25 protein-coding genes are annotated in these 20686 nt (G+C 69.9%); 19 read left to right on the plus strand and 6 right to left on the minus strand.

What is annotated here, in order from left to right; genetic code table 11:
- The first annotated feature begins 136 nt into the window (after window positions 1-136).
- From ACRWK7_RS19365 to ACRWK7_RS19390, 6 genes are read left to right on the plus strand one after another with little or no spacing between them, the layout of a single operon-like run.
- Complete coding sequence (locus ACRWK7_RS19365) at window positions 137-991, plus strand: ABC transporter ATP-binding protein (protein ID WP_431857928.1); 855 nt, start codon at window positions 137-139, stop codon at window positions 989-991.
- Window positions 988-1488, plus strand: coding sequence for a hypothetical protein (locus ACRWK7_RS19370; protein WP_431857929.1), 501 nt, complete (start codon window positions 988-990; stop codon window positions 1486-1488). The genes ACRWK7_RS19365 and ACRWK7_RS19370 overlap by 4 nt, the downstream gene beginning before the upstream one ends.
- A complete protein-coding gene (locus ACRWK7_RS19375) occupies window positions 1485-2312 on the plus strand; it encodes an ABC transporter permease (RefSeq protein ID WP_431857930.1) in 828 nt (275 codons plus the stop codon). Before ACRWK7_RS19370 ends, ACRWK7_RS19375 begins: the two co-directional genes overlap by 4 nt.
- A complete protein-coding gene (locus ACRWK7_RS19380; protein WP_431857931.1) occupies window positions 2309-2788 on the plus strand; it encodes a type II toxin-antitoxin system RatA family toxin in 480 nt (159 codons plus the stop codon). The genes ACRWK7_RS19375 and ACRWK7_RS19380 overlap by 4 nt, the downstream gene beginning before the upstream one ends.
- The gene (locus ACRWK7_RS19385) at window positions 2785-3687 is read left to right on the plus strand and encodes a 1,4-dihydroxy-2-naphthoate polyprenyltransferase (RefSeq protein ID WP_431857932.1); all 903 of its coding nucleotides are present in this window, start codon (window positions 2785-2787) and stop codon (window positions 3685-3687) included. The genes ACRWK7_RS19380 and ACRWK7_RS19385 overlap by 4 nt, the downstream gene beginning before the upstream one ends.
- Window positions 3684-4193, plus strand: coding sequence for a TlpA family protein disulfide reductase (locus tag ACRWK7_RS19390; RefSeq protein ID WP_431857933.1), 510 nt, complete (start codon window positions 3684-3686; stop codon window positions 4191-4193). The genes ACRWK7_RS19385 and ACRWK7_RS19390 overlap by 4 nt, the downstream gene beginning before the upstream one ends.
- 66 nt (window positions 4194-4259) lie before the next feature.
- Here ACRWK7_RS19390 and ACRWK7_RS19395 read toward each other — a convergent pair whose 3' ends face one another.
- Window positions 4260-4592, minus strand: coding sequence for a MoaD/ThiS family protein (locus ACRWK7_RS19395; RefSeq protein WP_431857934.1), 333 nt, complete (start codon window positions 4590-4592; stop codon window positions 4260-4262).
- A 154-nt stretch (window positions 4593-4746) separates the two neighbouring features.
- Here ACRWK7_RS19395 and ACRWK7_RS19400 point away from each other — a divergent pair, with 154 nt between their 5' ends.
- From ACRWK7_RS19400 to ACRWK7_RS19440, 9 genes are all read left to right on the plus strand, one after another.
- A complete protein-coding gene (locus ACRWK7_RS19400; RefSeq protein WP_431857935.1) occupies window positions 4747-5919 on the plus strand; it encodes a M20 aminoacylase family protein in 1173 nt (390 codons plus the stop codon).
- Window positions 5920-6041: 122 nt separating this feature from the next.
- The gene (locus ACRWK7_RS19405; protein WP_431857936.1) at window positions 6042-7361 is read left to right on the plus strand and encodes an NAD(P)/FAD-dependent oxidoreductase; all 1320 of its coding nucleotides are present in this window, start codon (window positions 6042-6044) and stop codon (window positions 7359-7361) included.
- A 17-nt stretch (window positions 7362-7378) separates the two neighbouring features.
- The gene (locus tag ACRWK7_RS19410; protein WP_431857937.1) at window positions 7379-7876 is read left to right on the plus strand and encodes an L-2-amino-thiazoline-4-carboxylic acid hydrolase; all 498 of its coding nucleotides are present in this window, start codon (window positions 7379-7381) and stop codon (window positions 7874-7876) included.
- A 39-nt stretch (window positions 7877-7915) separates the two neighbouring features.
- Window positions 7916-9022 (plus strand): ABC transporter substrate-binding protein, encoded by a 1107-nt coding sequence (locus ACRWK7_RS19415; RefSeq protein WP_431857938.1) that lies wholly within the window; start codon window positions 7916-7918, stop codon window positions 9020-9022.
- Between the two features lie 193 nt (window positions 9023-9215).
- Window positions 9216-10136: a branched-chain amino acid ABC transporter permease gene (locus ACRWK7_RS19420; protein ID WP_431857939.1), complete on the plus strand. Its 921-nt coding sequence runs from the start codon at window positions 9216-9218 to the stop codon at window positions 10134-10136.
- Complete coding sequence (locus ACRWK7_RS19425; RefSeq protein ID WP_431857940.1) at window positions 10123-11136, plus strand: branched-chain amino acid ABC transporter permease; 1014 nt, start codon at window positions 10123-10125, stop codon at window positions 11134-11136. Before ACRWK7_RS19420 ends, ACRWK7_RS19425 begins: the two co-directional genes overlap by 14 nt.
- A complete protein-coding gene (locus ACRWK7_RS19430; protein WP_431857941.1) occupies window positions 11133-11888 on the plus strand; it encodes an ABC transporter ATP-binding protein in 756 nt (251 codons plus the stop codon). The genes ACRWK7_RS19425 and ACRWK7_RS19430 overlap by 4 nt, the downstream gene beginning before the upstream one ends.
- The gene (locus tag ACRWK7_RS19435) at window positions 11885-12592 is read left to right on the plus strand and encodes an ABC transporter ATP-binding protein (protein WP_431857942.1); all 708 of its coding nucleotides are present in this window, start codon (window positions 11885-11887) and stop codon (window positions 12590-12592) included. The genes ACRWK7_RS19430 and ACRWK7_RS19435 overlap by 4 nt, the downstream gene beginning before the upstream one ends.
- A gap of 11 nt (window positions 12593-12603) precedes the next feature.
- Window positions 12604-13071 (plus strand): L-2-amino-thiazoline-4-carboxylic acid hydrolase, encoded by a 468-nt coding sequence (locus tag ACRWK7_RS19440; protein ID WP_431857943.1) that lies wholly within the window; start codon window positions 12604-12606, stop codon window positions 13069-13071.
- A 115-nt stretch (window positions 13072-13186) separates the two neighbouring features.
- Here ACRWK7_RS19440 and ACRWK7_RS19445 read toward each other — a convergent pair whose 3' ends face one another.
- Genes ACRWK7_RS19445 through ACRWK7_RS19455 form a run of 3 tightly spaced genes read right to left on the minus strand, consistent with a single transcriptional unit; the run spans window position 13187 to window position 15688 of the window.
- Window positions 13187-13690 carry a DUF934 domain-containing protein gene (locus ACRWK7_RS19445; protein ID WP_431857944.1) on the minus strand — a complete coding sequence of 168 codons (504 nt, stop codon included), beginning with the start codon at window positions 13688-13690 and terminating at the stop codon, window positions 13187-13189.
- Window positions 13677-15368 carry a nitrite/sulfite reductase gene (locus ACRWK7_RS19450; protein WP_431857945.1) on the minus strand — a complete coding sequence of 564 codons (1692 nt, stop codon included), beginning with the start codon at window positions 15366-15368 and terminating at the stop codon, window positions 13677-13679. The genes ACRWK7_RS19445 and ACRWK7_RS19450 overlap by 14 nt, the downstream gene beginning before the upstream one ends.
- Before the next feature lie 11 nt (window positions 15369-15379).
- Entirely contained in the window at window positions 15380-15688 is a 309-nt protein-coding gene (locus ACRWK7_RS19455) for a DUF2849 domain-containing protein (RefSeq protein WP_431857946.1), read from the minus strand.
- A gap of 235 nt (window positions 15689-15923) precedes the next feature.
- Here ACRWK7_RS19455 and ACRWK7_RS19460 point away from each other — a divergent pair, with 235 nt between their 5' ends.
- The 4 genes from ACRWK7_RS19460 to ACRWK7_RS19475 are packed head-to-tail and all read left to right on the plus strand — an operon-like array spanning window position 15924 to window position 19164.
- Window positions 15924-16661 (plus strand): phosphoadenylyl-sulfate reductase, encoded by a 738-nt coding sequence (locus ACRWK7_RS19460; protein WP_431857947.1) that lies wholly within the window; start codon window positions 15924-15926, stop codon window positions 16659-16661.
- 5 nt (window positions 16662-16666) lie between these two features.
- Window positions 16667-17683, plus strand: a complete 1017-nt coding sequence (locus ACRWK7_RS19465) for an ABC transporter substrate-binding protein (RefSeq protein ID WP_431857948.1) — start codon at window positions 16667-16669, stop codon at window positions 17681-17683.
- A 3-nt stretch (window positions 17684-17686) separates the two neighbouring features.
- Complete coding sequence (locus ACRWK7_RS19470; protein ID WP_431857949.1) at window positions 17687-18439, plus strand: ABC transporter permease; 753 nt, start codon at window positions 17687-17689, stop codon at window positions 18437-18439.
- Window positions 18427-19164 carry an ABC transporter ATP-binding protein gene (locus tag ACRWK7_RS19475; RefSeq protein ID WP_431857950.1) on the plus strand — a complete coding sequence of 246 codons (738 nt, stop codon included), beginning with the start codon at window positions 18427-18429 and terminating at the stop codon, window positions 19162-19164. Before ACRWK7_RS19470 ends, ACRWK7_RS19475 begins: the two co-directional genes overlap by 13 nt.
- 131 nt (window positions 19165-19295) lie before the next feature.
- Here ACRWK7_RS19475 and ACRWK7_RS19480 read toward each other — a convergent pair whose 3' ends face one another.
- Window positions 19296-19952: a DUF47 domain-containing protein gene (locus tag ACRWK7_RS19480; RefSeq protein WP_431857951.1), complete on the minus strand. Its 657-nt coding sequence runs from the start codon at window positions 19950-19952 to the stop codon at window positions 19296-19298.
- A gap of 235 nt (window positions 19953-20187) precedes the next feature.
- Window positions 20188-20553: a hypothetical protein gene (locus ACRWK7_RS19485; RefSeq protein ID WP_431857952.1), complete on the minus strand. Its 366-nt coding sequence runs from the start codon at window positions 20551-20553 to the stop codon at window positions 20188-20190.
- Window positions 20554-20686: the final 133 nt, after the last annotated feature.

The raw sequence follows: 20686 nt of genomic DNA on the forward strand, positions 1-20686 counted from the left end.
TTTCCCGCCCTCTCCCCAAACCCCTCCCCCTCGAGGGGGAGGGGCTTTTGGCACCGCAGACTTGACGTTCGTCAAGGAATCCCTCCCCCACCCGCCTTCCAATACCCTGGGCATGCAGGGAAGGACACCACCGTCGATGATCCGCATCGAGAACCTGACCAAGGTCTTCAAGGGCGCGCGCGTCCTCGACGCGCTGTCGCTGGAGATCGCGACGGGCTCGCGCGTCGCGCTGATCGGCTCCAACGGCGCCGGCAAGACCACGCTGATCCGCTGCCTGCTGGGCGAGTACGCCCATGACGGCGCCGTCCTGATCGACGGCCTCAGCCCGCGCGCCCAGCGCGCCGAGGTGCTGAAGGGCGTCGGCTTCGTGCCGCAGATGCCGCCGCCGCTGAAGATGCCGGTGGGCGAGCTGCTGCGCTTCACCGCGCACGTCACCGGCGCCGACCCGAAGCGCTTCGAGATCGTCGCCGGCCGCCTCGGCCTGACGCTGGAGCCGATCCGCAACCGCCCCTTCGTCAAGCTGTCGGGCGGCATGAAGCAGAAGCTGCTCATCTCCATCGCGCTGGGCCGCGACGTCGGCCTGCTGATCATGGACGAGCCGGCCGCCAACCTCGACCCGCCGGCCCGCAAGGCGCTGTTCGCGCTGCTGGCCGAGATGCCGCGGACCACCATGCTGATCACCAGCCACCGCCTGGACGAGGTCGCGCCGCTGGTCGATCGCGTGATCGAGCTGGACGGCGGCCGCGTCGCGCTGGACGACACCGTGGCCGACGCGCTGGACCGCGCCGCGGTGCTGGCCTGCCGGCTCGCCGTCTCCCGCCGCGAGGACGCCTTCGCCCGCGCCATGCACGAGTGGGGCTTCCGGGACGCTGACACCGGGCTGGTCTGGGAGGGCGAGGTGCCCGGCCCCGACCGGCTTCGCTTCCTCGGCACGCTGTCGCGCTATTCCGGCCTGATCACCGCCGTCAACCTGGAGGAGCCCCGCGCATGAGCCCGCAGCTTTGCCGTCCTTTGGCCCGGCGCGATGTCCTGAAGCTCTCCGCGGCCGGCGTCGCGCTGGCGTGGCTGCCCGCCGGCTGCGGCAGCGAGGAAGGGCCGGGCGCCATCAAGCTCGGCCGCGACGCCTGCGACTTCTGCGGCATGATCATCTCGGAGCTGCGCTACGCGGCGGAGATCCGTGGCGGGCCGAACAACAAGCTGTTCAAGTTCGACGACGTCGGCTGCGCCGTGCACTTCACCACGCGCAACGCCTGGGCCGCCGAGCCCGCGGCGAAGTTCTGGGCGATGAGCCACCAGGACGGCGCCACGTGGCTGGACGCCCGCCAGGCCGCCTACCGCCAGGGCCTGCCCACCCCCATGGGCTACGGCTTCGCCGCGGTGCCGAACGGCGCCGACACCGTGCCGTTCGAGGCCATGAAGGCTGCCGCGCTGAAGCGCACGGAGTGCGCGCCGACCACGACCACGGCCGACGCGGGAGAAACGCGATGACCGCCTTCCTCTCCGCCGTCCGCCTGGACATCGCTGAATCGACCCGTGCCCGCTGGTTCCTGCTGTACAGCCTGGTGTTCGGCGGCATCGTCGTCGGCCTGCTGGTGTTCGGCCTGACCGAGTCGCGCGTCATGGGCTTCACCGGCCTGAGCCGGCTGCTGGTCACCTACATCCAGCTGGCCATGGCGATCCTGCCGGTGTTCATCCTCATCACAACCGTGCGCTCGGTGGCCGGTGACCGCGAGGCGGGGGTGTTCGAGTACATGCTCTCCCTGCCGGTGCCGTTGGGCGCGTGGTACTGGGGACGGATGCTCGGGCGCTTCGCCGTGGTGTTCGTGCCGGTGGTCCTGGCGCTGCTGGGCGCCATCGCCTACGGCGCGGCTATGGGCGTGGCGGTGCCCTGGTGGCATCTGGTGGTGGACGTGGCGCTGCTGCTGTCGCTGACCTGGTGCTTCCTGGGCATCGGCTTCCTGATCTCGGTGCTGGCGCGCTCGTCGGACGTGGCGCAGACGGCGGCGTTCATCGTCTGGCTGGTGCTGATCTGCTTCCTCGACCTCGTGCTGCTGGGCGTGCTGCTGCGCAGCAGCCTGCCGCCCGACGCGGTGCTGGCGGTGGCGCTCGCCAACCCGCTGCAGGTGTTCCGCACGGCGTCGATGCTGCTGTTCGACCCGCAGCTGGTGCTGCTCGGCTCGGCCGCCTACGTGATCCTCGATAACTTCGGCATCACCGGCTACATCGTCTGGGCGCTGATCTACCCGGCGGCGCTCGGCACCGCCACCGCGGGCCTCGGCTTCCTGCTGTTCCGCCGCGGCGACCTGCCGTGACCCTGGAGACCGCGGAGCCGGCGCTGCGGCGCCACTGGCGCCTGGACTTCCCCGCCTTCACGGCGGAGCAGCTCTTCGCGCTGGTGGCGGACATCGAAGGCTACCCGGCCTTCATGCCCGGCTGCGTGGCGGCGCGCGTCCTGGAGCGGCGCGCCGACGGCTCCTGGCTGGTCGACAACGTGTTCGGCTTCGGCCCGCTGCGTTCGCGCTTCTCCTCCACCGCGCGCTTCGCGGCGCCGGAGTGGCTGGAGATCGTGTCGCAGGATGGCCCGTGGCGGCGCTTCGCGCTGCGCTGGACCTTCACGCCGGAGGGCGCGGGCTGCCGCGTGGATGCCGAGGTGGCGGTGGAATTCCGCTCGCCGCTGCTCGCCGCGCTGGCCCGCACCGGCCTGCCGGCCGCCGAGCCGCGCATCGTCAGAGCCTTTGAAGAGCGCGCCCGCCGCCTGTACGCTGGGAACCCGGAGGACACGCCATGACCGTCGCCACCCTCGCCCGCCCCTCCGGGCCGTCGCTGTGGATCCAGGCCGTGCGGCCGCGCACGCTGACCATCGCCGTGGTGCCGGTGGCGGTCGGCCTCGCCTTCGCCTGGGCCGACGCCCGGCTGTTCCACCCGCTGGTGGCGCTGGCGACGCTGCTCGGCGCGGTGCTGATCCAGGCCGGCACCAACCTCTACAACGACGCCGCCGACGGCGAGCGCGGGCTGGACACCGCCGGCCGCGTCGGCCCGCCGCGCGTCACCGCCGAGGGCTGGGCCAGCGCCGCCCAGGTGCGCCACGGCGCGTGGATCTGCTTCGGCCTCGCCGCGCTGGTCGGGCTGTTCCTGGTGGCGGAGGGCGGCTGGCCGATCCTGCTGCTGGGCGCCTTATCGATCCTGGCGGGCTGGGCCTACACCGGCGGGCCGCTGCCGATCGCCTACACGCCGCTGGGCGAGGTGTTCGTCTTCCTGTTCTTCGGCGTCGCCGCGGTGTGCGGCACGGCGTGGCTGCAAGCCGGATCGGTGTCCTGGCCGGCGCTGCTGGCCGGGGCGGCCATCGGGCTGCCGGCGGCGGCGGTGCTGCACGTCAACAACCACCGCGACCGCGAGTCCGATGCCCGCGCCGGCCGCCGCACGCTGGCCATCGTCGCCGGGCCGAAGGCGGCGACGGCTGTTTACGCGGCGTTCGTGCTGGCGCCCTTCGCGCTGCTGGTCCCGCTGGCGGCGCTGCTGCCGAACACCGGGGTGTGGCTGGCGCTGGGCGCGCTGCCGCTGACCCTGCACACCATCTGCGGACTCAAAGCCGAGCCGCCGGGCCGCGGCCTCAACCGCTTCCTGGCCAAGACCGCCAAGCTGCAGGCGGTGTTCGGCGCGCTGCTGGCGCTGGGGGTGCTGCTGTGAAGAAGCTGCTCGCCGCGCTGCTCCTGCTCGCGGGACCGGCGCTGGCCGGGCCGAAGGCGAGCGTCACCGTGCACGACGCGCCCATCGAGCTGCCCTCGATCAGCATCCACGCCGCCGACGGCAGCCGGCACGGGCTGGAGGAGTTCCGCGGCAAGGCGGTGGTGCTCGACCTCTGGGCGACGTGGTGCCTGCCCTGCCGCGCGGAGTTCCCCGACCTCGACAGGCTGCAGGCGCGGCGCGGGGCGGAAGGCGTGCAGGTCGTGCCGGTCTCGCTGGACCGCAAGGGCTGGCCGGCGGTGCAGAAGTTCTACGCCGACACCGGCGTCACCCACCTGCCGGCCTTCCTCGACGAGGACCGGGCGCTGACCAGCGTGCTGGGCGCCCAGGCGTTGCCGACCACGCTGATCCTCGACCGCCAGGGCCGCGAGGTGGCGCGCATCGTCGGCCCGCTGGAGTGGGACGGGCCGCAGGCGGAGGAATTGCTGGCGCGGGCGTTGCGGCCGTAGCGCAAGACCGCCCTATCGCACATGCCTCATGTCGGCCCATGGGAGGGGCGGGTTGGGGCCATACGCTCACACCACCGGCGCGCCGTACCCCCAGGAGAACGGCACCGGACCGGAGAGCGCCACCACGTCGCCATCCTCCAGGGTGCGTTCCTGGTTGACCATGTCGCCGAGCGTCGGCGTCGGGTCACGCCCATTGATCAGCACGAGGTAGACGTCCTTGGGCGGGATGCCGAAGCGGCGGATCACGTCGCCCACCGTGCTGCCCGCCGGCAGCGGCACCGTCTGCACCGGCCGGCCGTGGCCGTGCGGCACCAGGCTGTTGAACAGCCGCACCTCCACCTGGATCCGGACTGCCCCGGAGTTGTCGCCGATGGAACGGTTCTGAACGAGGTCCTGCACGGCTCGATCCTCCACGCTGTTGGCCGGGCGTACGGTCGCCCTGCCCCGCCGCGCCGCCCTTGACCGCCGTCAAGGCTGCCCCGCTCGCACCGCGGTGGTCGACCAAAGTATAAGGCCCCATATTGCTGCCCACCAACGAACAGGGAGAACAGGGATGGTCGAGACGGTTCCGGGCCTGGAGAAGCACACCGCCGACATGAAGGCGTGGCGGCACGACCTGCACGCCCATCCGGAGACCGCGTTCGAGGAGCAGCGCACCAGCGACGTGGTCGCTGAGAAGCTGAAGAGCTTCGGACTGGAGGTGCACCGCGGCCTCGCCAAGACCGGCGTCGTCGGCATCCTGCGCAACGGCGAGGGGCCGTCCGTCGCCTTCCGCGCCGACATGGACGCGCTGCACATCGAGGAGCAGACCAACCTGCCGCACGCCTCGCGCCACGCCGGGCGCATGCACGCCTGCGGGCACGACGGCCACACCACCATGCTGCTGGGCGCCGCGCGCTATCTGGCCGAGAACCCGAATTTCCACGGCTCCATCGCCTTCGTCTTCCAGCCCGCCGAGGAGAACGAGGGCGGCGGCCGGGTGATGGTCGAGGAAGGGTTGTTCGAGAAGTTCCCGGTCACCGAGGTCTACGGCATGCACAACTGGCCGGGCCTGGAGGTCGGCCGCATGGCGATGCGCCCCGGTCCGATGATGGCGTCCTACGACGTGTTCGAGCTGACGCTGACCGGCAAGGGCACGCACGCCGCCATGCCGCACCTGGGCACCGACGTGATCGTCGCCGGCACGCAGATCGTCAACGCCTGGCAGACGATTCCCAGCCGCAACACCCACCCCGTCGATTCGGCGGTGGTCAGCGTCACGCAGTTCCACGCCGGCGACACCTGGAACGTCATCCCGGCCAGCGCCGTGCTGCGCGGCACCACCCGCAGCTTCCGCCCCGAGGTGCAGGACACGATCGAGCGCCGCATGCGCGAGATCGCCCAGGCCATCGCCACGGTGATGGGCGTGGAGGCGTCCTTCCGCTACGAACGCCGCTACCCCTCCACCGTCAACACCGCCGACGCCACCGAGAAGGCGCGCCGCGCCGCCGCCCGCGTCGTGGGCGCGGAGGCGCTGGACCTCGACCCGATGCCCAGCATGGGCGCCGAGGACTTCTCGTTCATGCTGCAAAAGCGGCCGGGATGCTATGTTTGGCTGGGCGCCGGCCCGTCGGACGGCGGGCGCAACCTGCACAGCCCGCACTACGACTTCAACGACGAGGTGCTGCCCATCGGCGCCAGCTACTGGGTGCGGCTGGCCGAGACGGTGCTGCCGAAGGCGGGATAACACGCTTCGTCAATGTGAATAGCAGCCATATTCCGCATTCCAACCGGGGAAATTGCATCGTACCCCTTTCTGCCCCATAGTTCGACTGTGAAGGAACTGGTCGGACCAATCGGACGGCGCACGTGGCAGAGACGACGAACAGCATCCCCGGGCGGGGCGGCATCTGGGAACGCCCCAACTCGCTGTGGGAGGCGACGGCCCCGCCGCCGCCGTCCCTGTCCACGCTGAAGGACTCGGTGCAGGCCGACGTGCTGGTCATCGGCGGCGGCTTCACCGGCTTGTCGGCGGCGCTGCACCTCGTCGAGGCCGGCAAGCGCCCGGTGGTCCTGGAGGCGTCCGAGCTGGGTCGCGGCGCGTCGGGGCGCAACAACGGGCAGGTCATTCCGACGCTGACCCGGCCGGATCCGGACGACCTCGTCGCCCGCTTCGGCCCCGTCGACGGCGAGCGGTTCGTGGCGCTGGTGCGCGACAGCGCCTCGTACCTGTTCGACACGGTGCGCCGCCTGGGCATCGACTGCGCGGCCGAGCAGGCCGGCTGGATTCAGCCGGCGCACACGCCGGGCCGCATCAAGATTTCGCAGCGCCGAGTCGAGCAGTGGGGCCGCCGCAGCGCCGACGTCGAACTGCTGGACCGCGCCCGGGTCCGCGACCTGCTGGGCACCGACTATTACCACGGCGGCTGGATCAACCGCACCGGCGGGCACATCAACCCGCTGGCGCTGGTGCGCGGGCTGGCGGCCAAGGCCGTGCAGGCCGGCGCGTCCGTCTACGTCAACTCCCCCGCCCTGTCGGTGGAGCGCCGCAATGAGCGCTGGGTGGCCCGCACGCCGGAGGGCGAGGTGACAGCCGACGCGCTGATCCTCGGCACCAACGGCTACGCCGCCGGCGTCTTCCCGAACATCCGCACCGAGGTGGTGCCGATCCTGTCCTGGCAGATGGCCACCGCGCCGCTGGGCGACAACGTGCGCAAGACGGTGATCCCCGGCCGGCAGGCGATGTCGGACACGCACGGCGACCTGCGCTTCATGCGCTGGACGGCGGACAACCGGCTGGTCACCGGCGGCGCGCTGCTGATCCCGGTGAACGGGCCGGAGCGGCTGAAGGCGATCGTCGGCGCACGGCTGGCGGAGATGTTCCCGCAGTTGGCCGGCGTCACCTTCGACTATGTGTGGAACGGCCGCATCGCCATGACCACCGACTATTTCCCGCGCGTCCACCGGCTGGGGCCGAACGGCTTCGGCTGGGCCGGCTGCAACGGGCGCGGCGTGGCGCTGTCGGTGTCGCTGGGCCGCGAGCTGGCCCACGCCGCCGCCGGCCGCGACACCCGCGAGCTGGCGCTGCCCTTCACCGAACCGACGCCGCTGCCCTTCAACAGCCTGCTGCAACGCGTCGGGCCGCTGAAGCTGCTGCAATACCGCTGGAACGATTCCCAAGAAATCTGAGGGACAGGGATACGATTATGGCCGACACCCCCGATTACCCCACGCTGCTGCGCAATTCCTACGCCATGCGCGCCGCCGCCTACGCGCACATGTTCGACGTGCTGCGCGAGCGCTTCGGCACCGAGACCGCGCTGGAGGTCGGCAAGGAATCGACCCGCCGCCTCGGCGAGCAGATGGGCACCAAGTACGCCGGGCACGGCCCGGGCGACCTGGAGGGCCTGTGCGGCGCTTTCCTCGACGGCATCCCGCTGCGCGACCAGATGTTCGCGCCGGAGATCAAGCGCTGCGACGGCGAGATGCTGGAGATCCATTTCCACCGCTGCCCGCTGAAGGAAGCCTGGCAGGCGCAGGGCCGCAGCGACGAGGATCTGGAGTTGCTGTGCAAGATGGCCGGCGCAATCGACGGCGGCCTGTTCGAGTCCGCCGGCTTCACCTTCAAGGGCGAGACCTGGAAGCCCGGCGACGAGGGCTGCTGCCGCCTGAAGGTCGTGCCCGGCCCCGGCGCCCAGACGTAACGCACCGATAAACGACAACGATTTCAGGGAACCGCAACGATGACCCTCCGTCTCGCCGCCCTCACCGCCACCGCCGTGGTGGCCCTGTCCGCCTCCGCCCACGCCGCCGACGTCAAGCTCGGCTACCAGTTGCCGCTGACCGGCGACACCGCGCAGTACGGCCAGGACTTCCGCAAGGCCGCGGAGATCGCGCTGGACGAGTTCAAGGCCGCCGGCAAGCCGTTCAAGGTGGAGATCGTCTTCGAGGACAGCCGCTCCGACGCCAAGGAGGGCGTGAACATCGCCCGCAAGTTCGTGGACGACAAGGCGATCGTCGGCGTGCTGGGCGACTTCACCTCGGGCGTGTCGATGGCCGCCGCGCAGGTCTACAAGGAGGCCGGCATGCCGCAGCTGTCGCAGACCGCCTCGCACCCCGACTACACCAAGATCTCCAAGTACCAGTTCCGCAACATCGCCACCCAGGCGCAGGAAGGCCCCTACAACGCCAAGTGGATGGCCTCCAAGGGTTTCAAGAACGTCGCGGTGATCGCCGAGCAGACAGACTGGGGCCAGTCGGTGGTGTCCGGCTATTCCGACGCGGTGAAGGCCAACGGCGGCCAGGTGGCGTTCAGCGAGTTCTTCAACCGCGGCCTCAAGGACTACCGCTCGCTGATCTCGAAGATCGAGCGCGCGAAGCCCGACGCCATCTACACCGGCTTCTTCTACGAGGACGGCGCGCAGTTCCTGAAGCAGCTGCAGCAGCTCGGCGTCAAGACGCCGGTCTACTCGACCTCGGCGGCCTACAGCCCGAAGCTGCTGGAGCTGGCCGGCGACGCGGCGGAAGGGCTGCACCTCACCTCCAACTTCCTGCCTACCAACCCGGACCCGGCCGTCCAGAAGTTCGTCGCGGAGTGGAAGAAGCGCTCCAACGGCACCGAGCCCGGCCAGTTCCCGGCGCAGGCCTACGACGCCGTGCGCATCATGCTGGCGGCGGTGGAGAAGGCGCAGCCGAACCCGACGCGCGAGAGCGTGCGCGACGCGCTGGCTCAGACCAAGGACTTCCCGGGCATCACCGGCAAGACCACCTTCGGCCCCGACCGCGAGGCCGACAAGGAGCTGACCAAGGTCGAGGTCAAGGGCGGCCAGTTCGTGCCGGTGAAGGAGTAAGAGGGAAAGGGCGCGGCGTGCGTATTGCACGCCGCCATGCCTTCTTCTTTCGTCATCGTCTTTTCTTTCGTCATCCCCGCGAAGGCGGGGATCCAGGCAGCTTGGTGAAACCGCACCTTGCAAGCGTCCCTGGATCCCCGCTTTCGCGGGGATGACGAAATGACGAAGGACCGCAGAACGGAGCGTCGCCCCGGTGGATTTGTTCGACCCCTATTACCTCCAGCAGCTCGCCATCGGCCTGTCGCTGGGCATGACCTACGCGCTGATGGCGATCGGCTTCACGCTGATCTTCGGCGTGCTGAACGTCGTCAACTTCGCGCACGGCGAGATCTACACGCTCGGCGCCTTCGCCGGCCTCGTGCTGATCACCGCGACCGCCCCGCCCATCGCCGCGGCGATCTTCGCGGCGCTCGCCGTCGGCGCCTTCGCCGGCTTCTCGCTGGAGCGCCTCGCCTTCAAGCCGTTCCGCCGCTTCACCGACGAGGCGTCGCTGAAGTCGCGGGCGATGCGCGAGTCTACCCTGCTCTCCTCGCTCGCCGTGTCGATCATCGTGCGCGAGGCGCTGGAGATCGTCTTCGGCTCGCAGATGCGCTCGGTGCCGTTCGAGTACCTGATCAACACCCCGGTGCGCGTCGGCCCGGTGATCCTGGTGACCGGCGACTTCATCATCCTGGGCGTCGCCGCGGCCATGCTGATCGGGCTGCAGTACCTGCTGACCCGCACCCGCATCGGCCTGTCGATCCGCGCCGTGTCCAACAACCCGCTGGGCGCCAAGTACGTGGGCATCGACACCGACCGCACCATCATCATGACCTTCGTGGTCGGCTCGATGATGGGCGCCGCCGCCGGCATCCTGGTGGGCCTGTACTACGGCGCGATCTTCCCGGCGATGGGCTTCGTGCCGGGCATCAAGGCGTTCGTCGCCATGGTGATGGGCGGTCTGTCGTCGATCCCCGGCGCGGTGATCTGCGCCCTGATCCTCGGCATCTCGGAGAGCATGGCGACCACCTTCGTCTCCTCCGGCTGGTCGGACATGGTGGCCTACGGCTTCCTGATCCTGACGCTGATCTTCTTCCCCAACGGACTGTTCGGAGCGGGCCGTGAGCGCGTCTAAGTCCCGCCCGCAATGGGTCCTGCCGGTCCTGATCGGCCTGCTGGTGTTCGCCGCCCTGCCGGCGGTGCTGGCGTCGTTCGACCGCGGCTATTTCTACCAGATCGCCAACCTGGCGCTGATCTTCGTGCTGCTCTCCGCCTCCATGCACCTGGTGACCGGCGTCGCCGGGCTGCTGCATCTGGGGCACGCGGCGTTCTACGGCGTCGGCGCCTACACCGCGGCGCTGCTGACCACCAAGCTGGGCCTCGGCTTCACCTGGACGCTGCCGCTGTCCGGGCTGGTGGCGGCGCTGGTCGCCTTCCTGGTGGCGCTGCCGACCATGCGGCTGGTCAGCATCTACTTCGCCGTGGCGACGCTCGCCATCGGGCAGATGCTGTATCTGGTGATGCTGAACTGGGTCGAGTTCACCAAGGGCCCGAACGGCATCATCGTCACCAAGGGGCTGGAGCTGTTCGGCGTCAGCCTGTCCGGCCGGCTCTCCACCTACTACACGGTGGCGGTGGTGGTGGTGCTGTGCGTGGTCGCCATCGGGCGGCTCAGCCACTCCTACTACGGCAACGCGCTGCGCTCGATCCGCGAGGACGACCAGTGCGCCGACGCCATGGGTGTCCGCACCGTGCGCCTGAAGATGGAGGCGTTCACGCTCTCCGCCTTCTTCGCCGGCGTGGCCGGGAGCCTGTGGGCGCACATGACCGGCTACATATCGCCGGGCGACTTCAAGTTCTCCGAGTCCATCCTGATCCTGGCGATGGTGGTGGTGGGCGGCCTGGGCAGCCTGCCGGGCGCGGTGATCGGCGCCCTCCTCCTCATCCTGCTGCCCGAGGGCCTGCGCGGCCTGGGCGACTTCCGCAACATCATGGTCGGCATGGTGATGTTCCTGTCCATTCTGTTCCTGCCCAAGGGCCTGCTGGGCGAGGTCTCGGCCCTGCGGCTGGTCCGGCAGCAGCTGGGAGCCGCGTGGCGGCGCACCGACAACGGCATCGGGATCGGCTGGCGATGACGCACCTCCTGGAAATCGAGCACGCCTCCCGGCGTTTCGGCGGCGTGCTCGCCGTCAACGACGTCACCGCGCACGTGGACGAGGGTGAGCTGGTCGGGCTGATCGGCCCGAACGGCGCGGGGAAGACCACGCTGTTCAACCTGATCTCCGGCTTCACGCCGCTGTCGTCCGGTGCGGTGCGGTTCGCCGGCACGCCGATCAACGGGCTGCGCACCAACCGGGTGGCGCGGCTGGGCATCAGCCGCACCTTCCAGAACCTCCGCGTCTTCCCGAACATGTCGGTGTTCGACAACGTGTCGGTGGGCGCGGTCGGCACGCTGCCGCAGGGGCCGCTGGACGCGCTGTTCGGCAGCCGGAAGCGGGCCGACGCCATCAGCGAGCGGACGTGGCACGCCCTCGAAGCGGTCGGCCTGACGCACGTCGCCGACGAGCTGGCGGCCAACCTGCCCTACGGCCGGCGCAAGTACCTGGAGATCGCCCGGGCGCTGGCCATGCAGCCGCGCTTCCTGATCCTCGACGAGCCGGCGGCTGGCCTCAACGACACCGAAACGCGCGAGCTGGCCGCCTTCATCAAGCGCCTGCACGGCCAGGGCCTCACCATCATGCTGGTCGAGCACGACATGAACCTCGTCATGAGCATCTGCCAGCGCGTGCTGGTGCTCGCCACCGGCCGCAAGATCGCCGACGGCCCGCCCGACGTGATCCGCCAGGACCCGGCGGTGCTCGAAGCCTATCTCGGAGTGGACGCATGACGGCGCTGCTGTCCGTAGACGACCTGCACGTCGCCATGGGGCCGCAGGAGATCCTGCACGGTGTCAGCCTGACGGTGCCCGAGGGAGCGATCGTCGCCGTGCTCGGCTCCAACGGGGTCGGCAAGACGACGCTGATGCGCGCGATCTCCGGCATCTATCGGGCGCGGCGCGGCACCATCACCTTCAAGGGCGAGGCGATCGCCAACCTGCCGGCGCACCGCATCGTGCAGGCCGGGCTGCTCCAGGCCCCGGAGGGGCGGCAGATCTTCTCCAACATGAGCGTGCGCGAGAACCTCGTGCTCGGCGGCGGGGAGCACGGCCTCGGCGAGCTGGACCGGGTGCTGGCGATGTTCCCGGTGCTGGGCGAGCGGCTGAAGCAGAACGCCGGCTCGCTGTCGGGCGGCGAGCAGCAAATGCTGTGCATCGCCCGCGCGCTGATGCGCAAGCCGATGCTGCTGCTGATGGACGAGCCGTCGCTGGGCCTGGCGCCGAAGATCGTCGCGCTGATCTTCGACCTGGTGCAGCGCATCCGCGACGAGGGCGTGTCGATCCTGCTGGTCGAGCAGAACGCCCGCGCCGCGCTGCGCGTCGCCGACCACGCCGCGGTCATGGAGGACGGCCGGATCGTGCTGGCCGGCCCCGCCGACCAGCTGCGCGACGACCCGCGCATCGCCGAGGCCTACCTCGGCGGCCACGTGCATTGAGGGAGAGGTTTATGGCCGAACAGATGGGCATCCTGGAGCGCCGCCGCATCGAGGCGGAGATCCTGAAGCCGGTCTACGAGGAGATGGTCGCACGCTTCGGCGAGGCCGCCGCACAGGAGGCGTTGAACGCCGCCATCACCAAGGCGGCGATGAGCGCGGCGTCCAATTTCGCCAAGGACGAGCCGGAGGGGACGAGCCTGCAGAGCTTCGCCGACCTGATGCCGCTCTGGCAGAAGGACGACGCGCTGCGCATGGAGGTGCAGCGGCAGGACGCGACGCACTACGACTTCAACGTGACGCGCTGCCGGTATGCCGAGATGTACCGGGAGATGGGCCTGGGCTCCATCGGCCACCTGCTGTCCTGCAACCGCGACGGCGCCTTCTGCGAGGGCTACGACCCGAAGCTGAAGATGACGCGGACGCAGACCATCATGCAGGGGGCGAGCCACTGCGATTTTCGGTACACGTACGAGGAATAAGGAAAGTCTCCGCGCCGAGCCCCCACCCAACCCTCCCCCACTTCGCGGGGGAGGGCTTTGTTCCTCCCCCCGTCGAAGATGGGGGGAGGTTAGGAGCGGGGCCCAGCGCGAGAACTCAGGCCGCCGCCACGACCTTCCGCCGCAGCAGCGCCAACGGCTCATCCACACCGACACTCGCCTGATAGGCGATGGTCACGGTGTTCAGCGTGCGCGCCCAGGTCTCCACATCGGTGCCCTCCGGCACCTCGACGGTGCTGGCGCCGCAGCGGACCAGCAGCGGATACTGATCGGCGATGATGTTGCCGACCGCGCGGATCTCGCCCTGAAAACCCCAACGCTCACGCAGTTCGCGCGCCGTGGTGAAGCCTCGGCCGTCGCGGAACTTGGGGAACTCCACCACCACCAGGGCGAAACGCTCCAGGTCCGGCGCGATGGCGCCGGCCGGAACGGTGCTCGGCAGCCGCACGCCCAGCGGCGCGGAGCGCGCCAGCAGCGCGTCCCGCTCGGCCTGCCAGCGGGCGAAGCTGACGATCACCGGGCCGTCCGCGGGCAGCGCCGCGTCGTCGGCCAGCGACACCCAGGCATCGGCGACAGCGCGCCCGTTCTCAATCAGCGGCATAGGCCGTCTCCTTGAAGGGGGCCTGCCCGAGGCGGGCCAGGGTGGCGAGGAAGCGCTCGCCGGGCTGGCGGCGCTCCAGGTAGCGGTCGACGATGCGCTCCACCGCGTCCACCGCCTCGTCGGCGGTCAGCGCGGGCCCCAGGATGTCGCCCAGGGACGCGTCCAGCTCGGCGTTGCCGCCCAGCGTGATCTGGTAGAACTCCTCGCCCTTCTTATCGACGCCGAGAATGCCGATGGCGCCGACGTGGTGGTGGCCGCAGGCGTTGATGCAGCCGCTGATCTTGATCTTGAGGTCGCCGATCTCCGTCTGCTTGGCCGGGTCGGCGAAGCGCTCGGACAGCGCCTGGGCGATCGGGATCGAGCGCGCGTTGGCGAGCGAGCAGTAGTCCAGCCCCGGGCAGGCGATGATGTCGCCGATCAGCCCGGCGTTGGCGGTCGCCAGCCCCACCGCCGACAGCGCCTGCCACAGCGCGTACAGGTCGTCCTGCTTGACGTGGGCGAGCACGAGGTTCTGCTCGTGCGTCACGCGGATCTCGCCGAAGCTGTGACGGTCGGCGAGGTCGGCCACCGCGTCCATCTGCTCGCACGAGATGTCGCCCGGCACGCCGCCGGCCGGCTTCAGCGAAATGGTGACGCTGGCGTAGCCCGGCGCCTTGTGGTCGCGAACGTTGGTGCGGACCCAGGCGTCGAACGCGGCGGTGTCAGCGCGGCGGCGGATGGCGAGGTCCGACACCGGCGGCAGCTCCTCGAACGGCGGCGGCGCGAAGTGGCTGCGGATCGACTCGACGATGGCGGCGTCCAGGCGGAACTTCGCGCCGCGGATGCGGGCGAACTCGTCCTCGACCAGCGCGATGAATGTGTCGAGCTTGGTCTCGTGCACGAGGATCTTGATGCGCGCCTTGAAGGCGTTGTCGCGGCGGCCGGCCTGGTTGTAGACGCGCAGCACCGCCTCGATGTAGGCGATCAGGTCCTCTTCGGGCAGCCAGTCGCGGGTCTTCGGCGCGATGAAGGGCGTGCGGCCCAGGCCGCCGCCGACGTACACCTCGAACCCGGTCTCGCCGGCCGCGTTCTTCTTCACCACCAGCCCGATGTCGTGCACGCGCACGGCGGCGCGGTCGGCCTCGCCGGACGCGCTGATGGCGATCTTGAACTTGCGCGGCAGGAAGGTGAATTCCGGGTGGATGGTCGTCCACTGGCGCAGGATCTCGGCGTAGACGCGCGGGTCCGCCACCTCGTCCGGGGCGGCGCCGGCGAACTGGTCGGTGGTGACGTTGCGCACGCAGTTGCCGCTGGTCTGGATCGCGTGCATGTCGATCTCGGCCAGCTTGCCCAGGATGTCCGGCGTGTCCTCCAGCCCGATCCAGTTCAGCTGCAGGTTCTGGCGCGTGGTGAAGTGGCCGTAGCCCTTGTCGTAGCGGCGCGCGATGTCCGACAGCCCGCGCAGCTGGTGCGAGGCCAGCGTGCCGTAGGGGATGGCGATGCGCAGCATGTAGGCGTGCAGCTGCAGGTACAGGCCGTTCATCAGCCGCAGCGGCTTGAACTCGTCCTCGCTCAGCTCGCCCTTCAGCCGGCGCTCCACCTGAAAGCGGAACTGCTCGACACGCTCGCGGACGAACTGGCGGTCCAGCTCGTCGTAGTGATAGATGCCGGCGTGGTTGCGCGGATGCACATAGGTCATGGTGTGGATCCTCAGGCGGCGCGGGCGAGGAGGTCGGCCTGCTTGCCGACGTCGGCGCGCACGCTGGGACCAAGCGCGCGGATGCGCTCCTTGGTGCGCAGCGGCGACGGCGCGCCATCCAGGATCTCCACGTCGAGGGTGTAGATCCCCACCACGAGGTTGCGCGCCTCGTCCTGCTGGGCCTGGGCCAGCGCCGCGGCAGCGCCCGCCTCGTCGTGGGTGGCGGCAGCGTCGATCCGCTCCACCCACTCGCCCTTCTGCCCAAGCCAGACGACGGCGCCGTCGCGCAGCCGGTTCGCGGTGATCGCCTTCAACGCCATCGGATCCATTCTCCCGACCACATTCTGCAGAGCGCTACATTCTACAGAGCGAAAGTGGTATTAACACGCTGTGTGAGGGTATTTAAACGCCCATCTCCGGACATTTCAACACCAAATTCGCCGCTCAATTCCCTATTAAACACATAGATAAGTGTAAATGCGTTGCAACACCATTTTGTGGGTGGTAGTGTTCAGACGCACAGAATCAACCCATTCTATATGTAGAATTGCCGCCATGCCCGAAGGAAACCTCACGCCTCCCGAAGTTCTCCGCGCGGCCGAACTGACCGAGCGCTACGGAACCCTCGACGGCACCGCGCTGATGCTGGCGGTGCTGAAGGAGGAGTTTCCGGGCACCATCGCGCTGGTCTCGTCCTTCGGCACCGAATCGGCGGTGCTGCTGGCGCTGGCGGCCGAGGTGGACCCGGCCGTCCCGGTGATCTTCGTCGATACCGGCAAGCTGTTCGGCGAGACGCTGCGCTACCGCGACCAGCTCGTCACGCGCCTCGGCCTCACCGACGTGCGCACCGTGGGGGCGGGCAAGGGCGACCTCGCGGCAGCCGACAAGGACGGCCTGCTGTGGCAGAAGGCGCCGGACGCCTGCTGCCACCTGCGCAAGACGCTGCCGCTGCGGGACGCGCTGCATGGCTTCGAGGCGTGGATCACCGGACGCAAGCGTTTCCAGGCCTCGACCCGCGCGGCGATCCCGCTGTTCGAGACGCAGGACCGCCAGATCAAGGTGAACCCCCTGGCGCTGTGGGACCGCGAGCGCCTGGACGAGGAGTTCGCCCGGCGCGACCTGCCCCGCCACCCGCTGGAGGAGGACGGGTTCCTCTCCATCGGCTGTTACACCTGCACCGAGCGCGTGGCCCCCGGCGCCGATCCGCGTTCCGGCCGCTGGGCCGGCCTCGGCAAGACCGAGTGCGGCATCCACACCACCAATTCAAACTATAGCGACGCCTGGACGATCTGAGACCCATGAAGACCTTCAAGACCCGCGCACTCGCCCTGGCCCTGTCCGCGCTCGCCGTGTTCGGCAGCGCCGAGGCCCGCGCCGCCGATCCGGTGAAGCTGGGCGTCGGCTACATCCCGATCCTCGCCGCCGCCCCGCTGTTCGTGCTGACCGGCGAGGGCTGGGCCAAGCAGGAAGGGCTGGACGTCAAGCTCACCCGCTTCGTCGACGGCCCCGCCGCCATCCAGGCGCTGGCCGCCGGGCAGATCGACATGATCTACGCCGGCGTGGCGCCGGTGATCGTCGCGCGCTCCAAGGGCGTGGACGTCTCGGTCATCGCCAATTCCGGCATCGAGGAGCTGGTGCTGGTCGCGCGCGGCCCGCTCGCCAAGCTGGCCAAGGACAGGCCGGCCGCCGACGCGGTGAAGGAACTGGCCGCCGCCACCGGCCGCAAGATCAAGTTCGGCACGCAGCCGGCCGGCTCGGTGCCGGACACCGTGCTGCGCCACTGGCTGTTCAAGGTCGCCAAGCTCGACCCGGCCATCGTCGAGATCGTGCCGATGGGCATCGAGAAGACGCAGCAGGCGCTGATGGCCGGCGCGCTCGACGCCGCCGACATCCGCGAGCCGACCATCACCATCGTGAAGAAGACCGATCCGCAGGCGCACATCATGGCGCTGGGCGGCGAGATGTTCCCCGGCCAGCCGGGCACGGTGGTCGCCGCCCGCGGCGAGCTGCTGAAGAAGCACGAGGACGCCATCAAGCGCTTCGTGAAAATCCACGCCCGCGCCGTGGACGTCGTCACCAAGGACCCGAAGCGCGCCGCCACCCTGTCCAACGAGCACCTCGGCAAGGGCATGGTCGAGCCGGAGGTGCTGGAGGAGGCGCTGAAGTCCCCCGCCAGCAAATTCGCCGCCGACCCGCGCGTGATCGTCGAGGCGGTGAAGCGCATGCAGGCGTTCCAGCAGGAGGTCGGCACCGCCCAGGGCGCCGTCGCCGTGGACGAGGCCTTCGACTTCCGCTTCATCGACGCGGCGAAGTAAGCGATGTCGAAGCGGACCGCCGCCCTGCTTTCCGCGGCGGGCGTGATCGTCTTCCTGCTGGCCTGGGAAGGGCTTGGGCGCAGCGGCATCGTGCCGCAGCGCCTGCTGCCCTCGCCCAGCGCGGTGCCGGCGACCTTCCTGTCCGAGATCCGGAACGGCCAGTGGCAGGCCATGGTGCTGGCCAGCCTGTCGCACTACCTGAGCGGCCTGGCCCTCGGCTCCTTCCTCGGCATCGCGGTGGGGACGGCGGCGGCGCTGTGGCCGCGCTTCAACGCGTTCCAGGCGGGCATCGTGCGCATGCTGCGGCCGATCCCGGCCATCGCCTGGATCCCCTTCGCCATCATCTGGTTCGGCGTGTCGGAGGCCTCGGCGTCCTTCCTGATCGCGCTGACCGTGTTCTGGATCAACTACTTCGCCGCTTACGCCGCGGTGTCGTCGGTGGACAAGGACCTGATCGAGCTGGGCCACGCCTTCGGCCAGGGGGCGCTGATCCCGCGGCTGTTCAAGATCATCCTGCCCGGGGCCCTGCCGGGCATCTTCTCGGGCCTGCGCGCCGGCCTGGGCCAGGGCTGGATGACCGTGGTGGCGGCCGAGCTGTTCGGCATCCCCGGAGTCGGCATGCGCATGATGGAGGCCTCGGGCCTGCTCGCCACCCACATCGTGGTTCTCTACATGATCACCATCGCCGTGCTGTACGGCATCTCCGATTTCCTGTTCGTGCGTGTCCAGTCGCGGGTGCTGGCATGGCAGCGGTGATCGCCCCAGTCATCTCCCTCAGGGGCGTCAGCATCGGCTACGGCGCCGACGCGCCGCCGGTGCTCGCCGGCCTCGACCTGGAGGTGGAGCGCGGCAGCTTCGTCGCCATCGTCGGCCCCTCCGGCGTCGGCAAGTCCACGCTGCTGCGCGTGGTGGCGGGCCTGCACCGGCAGCGCGCCGGCACCGTGGTGCTGAACGCCTCCGACCGGCCGCAGCACCGCCCCTTCGGCCTCGTCTTCCAGGACCCGCGCCTGCTGCCCTGGCGCCGCGTCGAGCGCAACGTCCAGCTCGGCCTCGAAGGCCTGCCGGTCGGCCGCGCCGAGCGTCAGGAGCGCGCCCGCGCGGCGCTGAAGCTGGTGCGGCTGGAGGAGTACGGGACGCGCTGGCCCTACGAGCTGTCGGGCGGCCAGCGCCAGCGGGTCGGCATCGCCCGCGCGTTGGCGGTGGACCCGGACATCCTGCTGATGGACGAGCCGTTCGGCGCCCTGGACGCCATCACCCGGCGCGGCCTGCAGGACGAGTTGAAGCGCATTCACCGCGAGACCGGCAAGACGACGCTGTTCGTCACGCACGACATCGAGGAGGCGGTGTTCCTCGCCGACCGCGTGCTGCTGCTGTCGGGCACGCCGGCGCGGGTGGCGCAGGACCTCGACACGCGCAACGGCAGCAGCGCCGAGAACGTCGAGCGGATCCGGGCCGGGCTGGCGGGGGATTACGAGATCTGAATGGCAATGATCCTTAAGCCCCTCTCCCTCGCGGGGAGAGGGGTTGGGGAGAGGGTGGCAAACGTCTCTCGCGGCCCATCCGGCCGGCGCGCCCCCTCTCCCCACCTCTCCCCCGCAAGGGGGGAGGAGCTTTACACGTGCTCGCTGACGATCCCCGTCACCGTCTTCGCCACGTCCTTCAGCCGGTCGGCGACCAGCGCCACGAGGTCGTAGGTCTCCTCGACCAGCAGCTTCTCGCCCGGCGACAGGGTGTTTTCCGGGCTCCACAGCTGCGCCAGGCCGGAGTCGCGCAGGTCGTTGACCACCTTCTTGGCGCGTTTGACCTTCTTGAAGTTCTCCAGGAGCGGCTCCGACTCCCGGCTGACGGATTCCAGCATCGGCATGCTCTCGCGCACGATTTCGGCGCAGCGCACCACCTCGTCCGCCATCTGCTTCATCTGCGGGGTGAAGTCGTGGATGCCGCGCAGCAGGATGCGGCGCGAGGCGTCCTTCATGGTGTCCACCGTGTCGTCCAGCCCGTCGATCAGCGCCTGGATCTGCGAGCGGTCGAAGGGCGTGATGAAGGTGCGGTGGGTGGCCTCGATGGTCTCTTCGGTGATGCGGTCGGCCTCACGCTCCATCTTGCGGATGATGGCGACGAGGTCCTCGCGCGTGCCCTCGCCGTGCACGATGGCGCGGAACGCCCGCGCCGCCTCGGCGACCCGGTCGGCGTGCTGGACGAACTTGTCGATGAACGGCTCCTCCTTCGGCATGAGCCGGTTGAAGAGGCCGATGAAGGTGCGCAGCATGCCGGTCCATCCGATCTGGTCGTTGTGCCGGCGCGCACTCTAGCCGCGCGTCACGAAAACGCAATATTCCGGGGCGCAGGCCAGAATCGCATCACGGCCGCCGCCCGGCCCGAAGGCTGGAGCGGCGGCCCGATGGAGGTCAACACCGTAACCAGAAGGAGCATCAGCGCCTTTTGCGCCTCGCTGACGCCACTGTCGCCAAATCCGGCCCCGGCCGCAGTGACGGCCGTCACAGCTAACAGTTGATCGACAGGCCCGGCGTGGACGGCGTGGCGACGTCGGCGTCCGCAGCGGGGGAACGGCCGATCGACGCCGCGGCCTCATAGGCGGCGGCGCTGCGCCTTGCCAGGGCCGGCGACGGCAGCACGGTGCGCACCGCCGGACGCGGCGCGGCGGCCTCGGCCAGGGGGCGGGACGGCGGCGGTGGATTGAGGGTGGCGCGGCCGATGGTGGCGACGACGGCCGGCTCGGTCGTCAGCACGGACGCGAAGTCGCGCTGCGGGGCGGGCGCCCGCTGGGCCTGGATGGTGTCCGCCTCGCGGTAGCGTTGCGTGACCGCAGACGCCACCGACGCGGACGCTATGCCCGATTGCGCAACCACGCCTTACGCCCTTCCTCCGGCCGTTCCCCAAAATCATCGCACACGCGCGGCCGGTGCGCAGTGACGGTCGTCACAGCCCACCCCTGCGTGTTTCGGATTTGACGAATTTGGCCGCCATTCGTCGGAAAATTCT

This window comes from Azospirillum sp. (genome assembly GCF_050789165.1).

Coding starts and splice junctions, on each gene's coding strand:
- ACRWK7_RS19365 (WP_431857928.1), top strand. CDS start 137: ATGATCCGCATCGAGAACCTGACCAAGGTCTTCAAGGGCGCGCGCGTC.
- ACRWK7_RS19370 (WP_431857929.1), top strand. CDS start 988: ATGAGCCCGCAGCTTTGCCGTCCTTTGGCCCGGCGCGATGTCCTGAAG.
- ACRWK7_RS19375 (WP_431857930.1), top strand. CDS start 1,485: ATGACCGCCTTCCTCTCCGCCGTCCGCCTGGACATCGCTGAATCGACC.
- ACRWK7_RS19385 (WP_431857932.1), top strand. CDS start 2,785: ATGACCGTCGCCACCCTCGCCCGCCCCTCCGGGCCGTCGCTGTGGATC.
- ACRWK7_RS19400 (WP_431857935.1), top strand. CDS start 4,747: ATGGTCGAGACGGTTCCGGGCCTGGAGAAGCACACCGCCGACATGAAG.
- ACRWK7_RS19410 (WP_431857937.1), top strand. CDS start 7,379: ATGGCCGACACCCCCGATTACCCCACGCTGCTGCGCAATTCCTACGCC.
- ACRWK7_RS19415 (WP_431857938.1), top strand. CDS start 7,916: ATGACCCTCCGTCTCGCCGCCCTCACCGCCACCGCCGTGGTGGCCCTG.
- ACRWK7_RS19430 (WP_431857941.1), top strand. CDS start 11,133: ATGACGCACCTCCTGGAAATCGAGCACGCCTCCCGGCGTTTCGGCGGC.
- ACRWK7_RS19435 (WP_431857942.1), top strand. CDS start 11,885: ATGACGGCGCTGCTGTCCGTAGACGACCTGCACGTCGCCATGGGGCCG.
- ACRWK7_RS19440 (WP_431857943.1), top strand. CDS start 12,604: ATGGCCGAACAGATGGGCATCCTGGAGCGCCGCCGCATCGAGGCGGAG.
- ACRWK7_RS19445 (WP_431857944.1), bottom strand. CDS start 13,690: ATGCCGCTGATTGAGAACGGGCGCGCTGTCGCCGATGCCTGGGTGTCG.
- ACRWK7_RS19450 (WP_431857945.1), bottom strand. CDS start 15,368: ATGACCTATGTGCATCCGCGCAACCACGCCGGCATCTATCACTACGAC.
- ACRWK7_RS19455 (WP_431857946.1), bottom strand. CDS start 15,688: ATGGCGTTGAAGGCGATCACCGCGAACCGGCTGCGCGACGGCGCCGTC.
- ACRWK7_RS19460 (WP_431857947.1), top strand. CDS start 15,924: ATGCCCGAAGGAAACCTCACGCCTCCCGAAGTTCTCCGCGCGGCCGAA.
- ACRWK7_RS19465 (WP_431857948.1), top strand. CDS start 16,667: ATGAAGACCTTCAAGACCCGCGCACTCGCCCTGGCCCTGTCCGCGCTC.
- ACRWK7_RS19470 (WP_431857949.1), top strand. CDS start 17,687: ATGTCGAAGCGGACCGCCGCCCTGCTTTCCGCGGCGGGCGTGATCGTC.
- ACRWK7_RS19475 (WP_431857950.1), top strand. CDS start 18,427: ATGGCAGCGGTGATCGCCCCAGTCATCTCCCTCAGGGGCGTCAGCATC.
- ACRWK7_RS19480 (WP_431857951.1), bottom strand. CDS start 19,952: ATGCTGCGCACCTTCATCGGCCTCTTCAACCGGCTCATGCCGAAGGAG.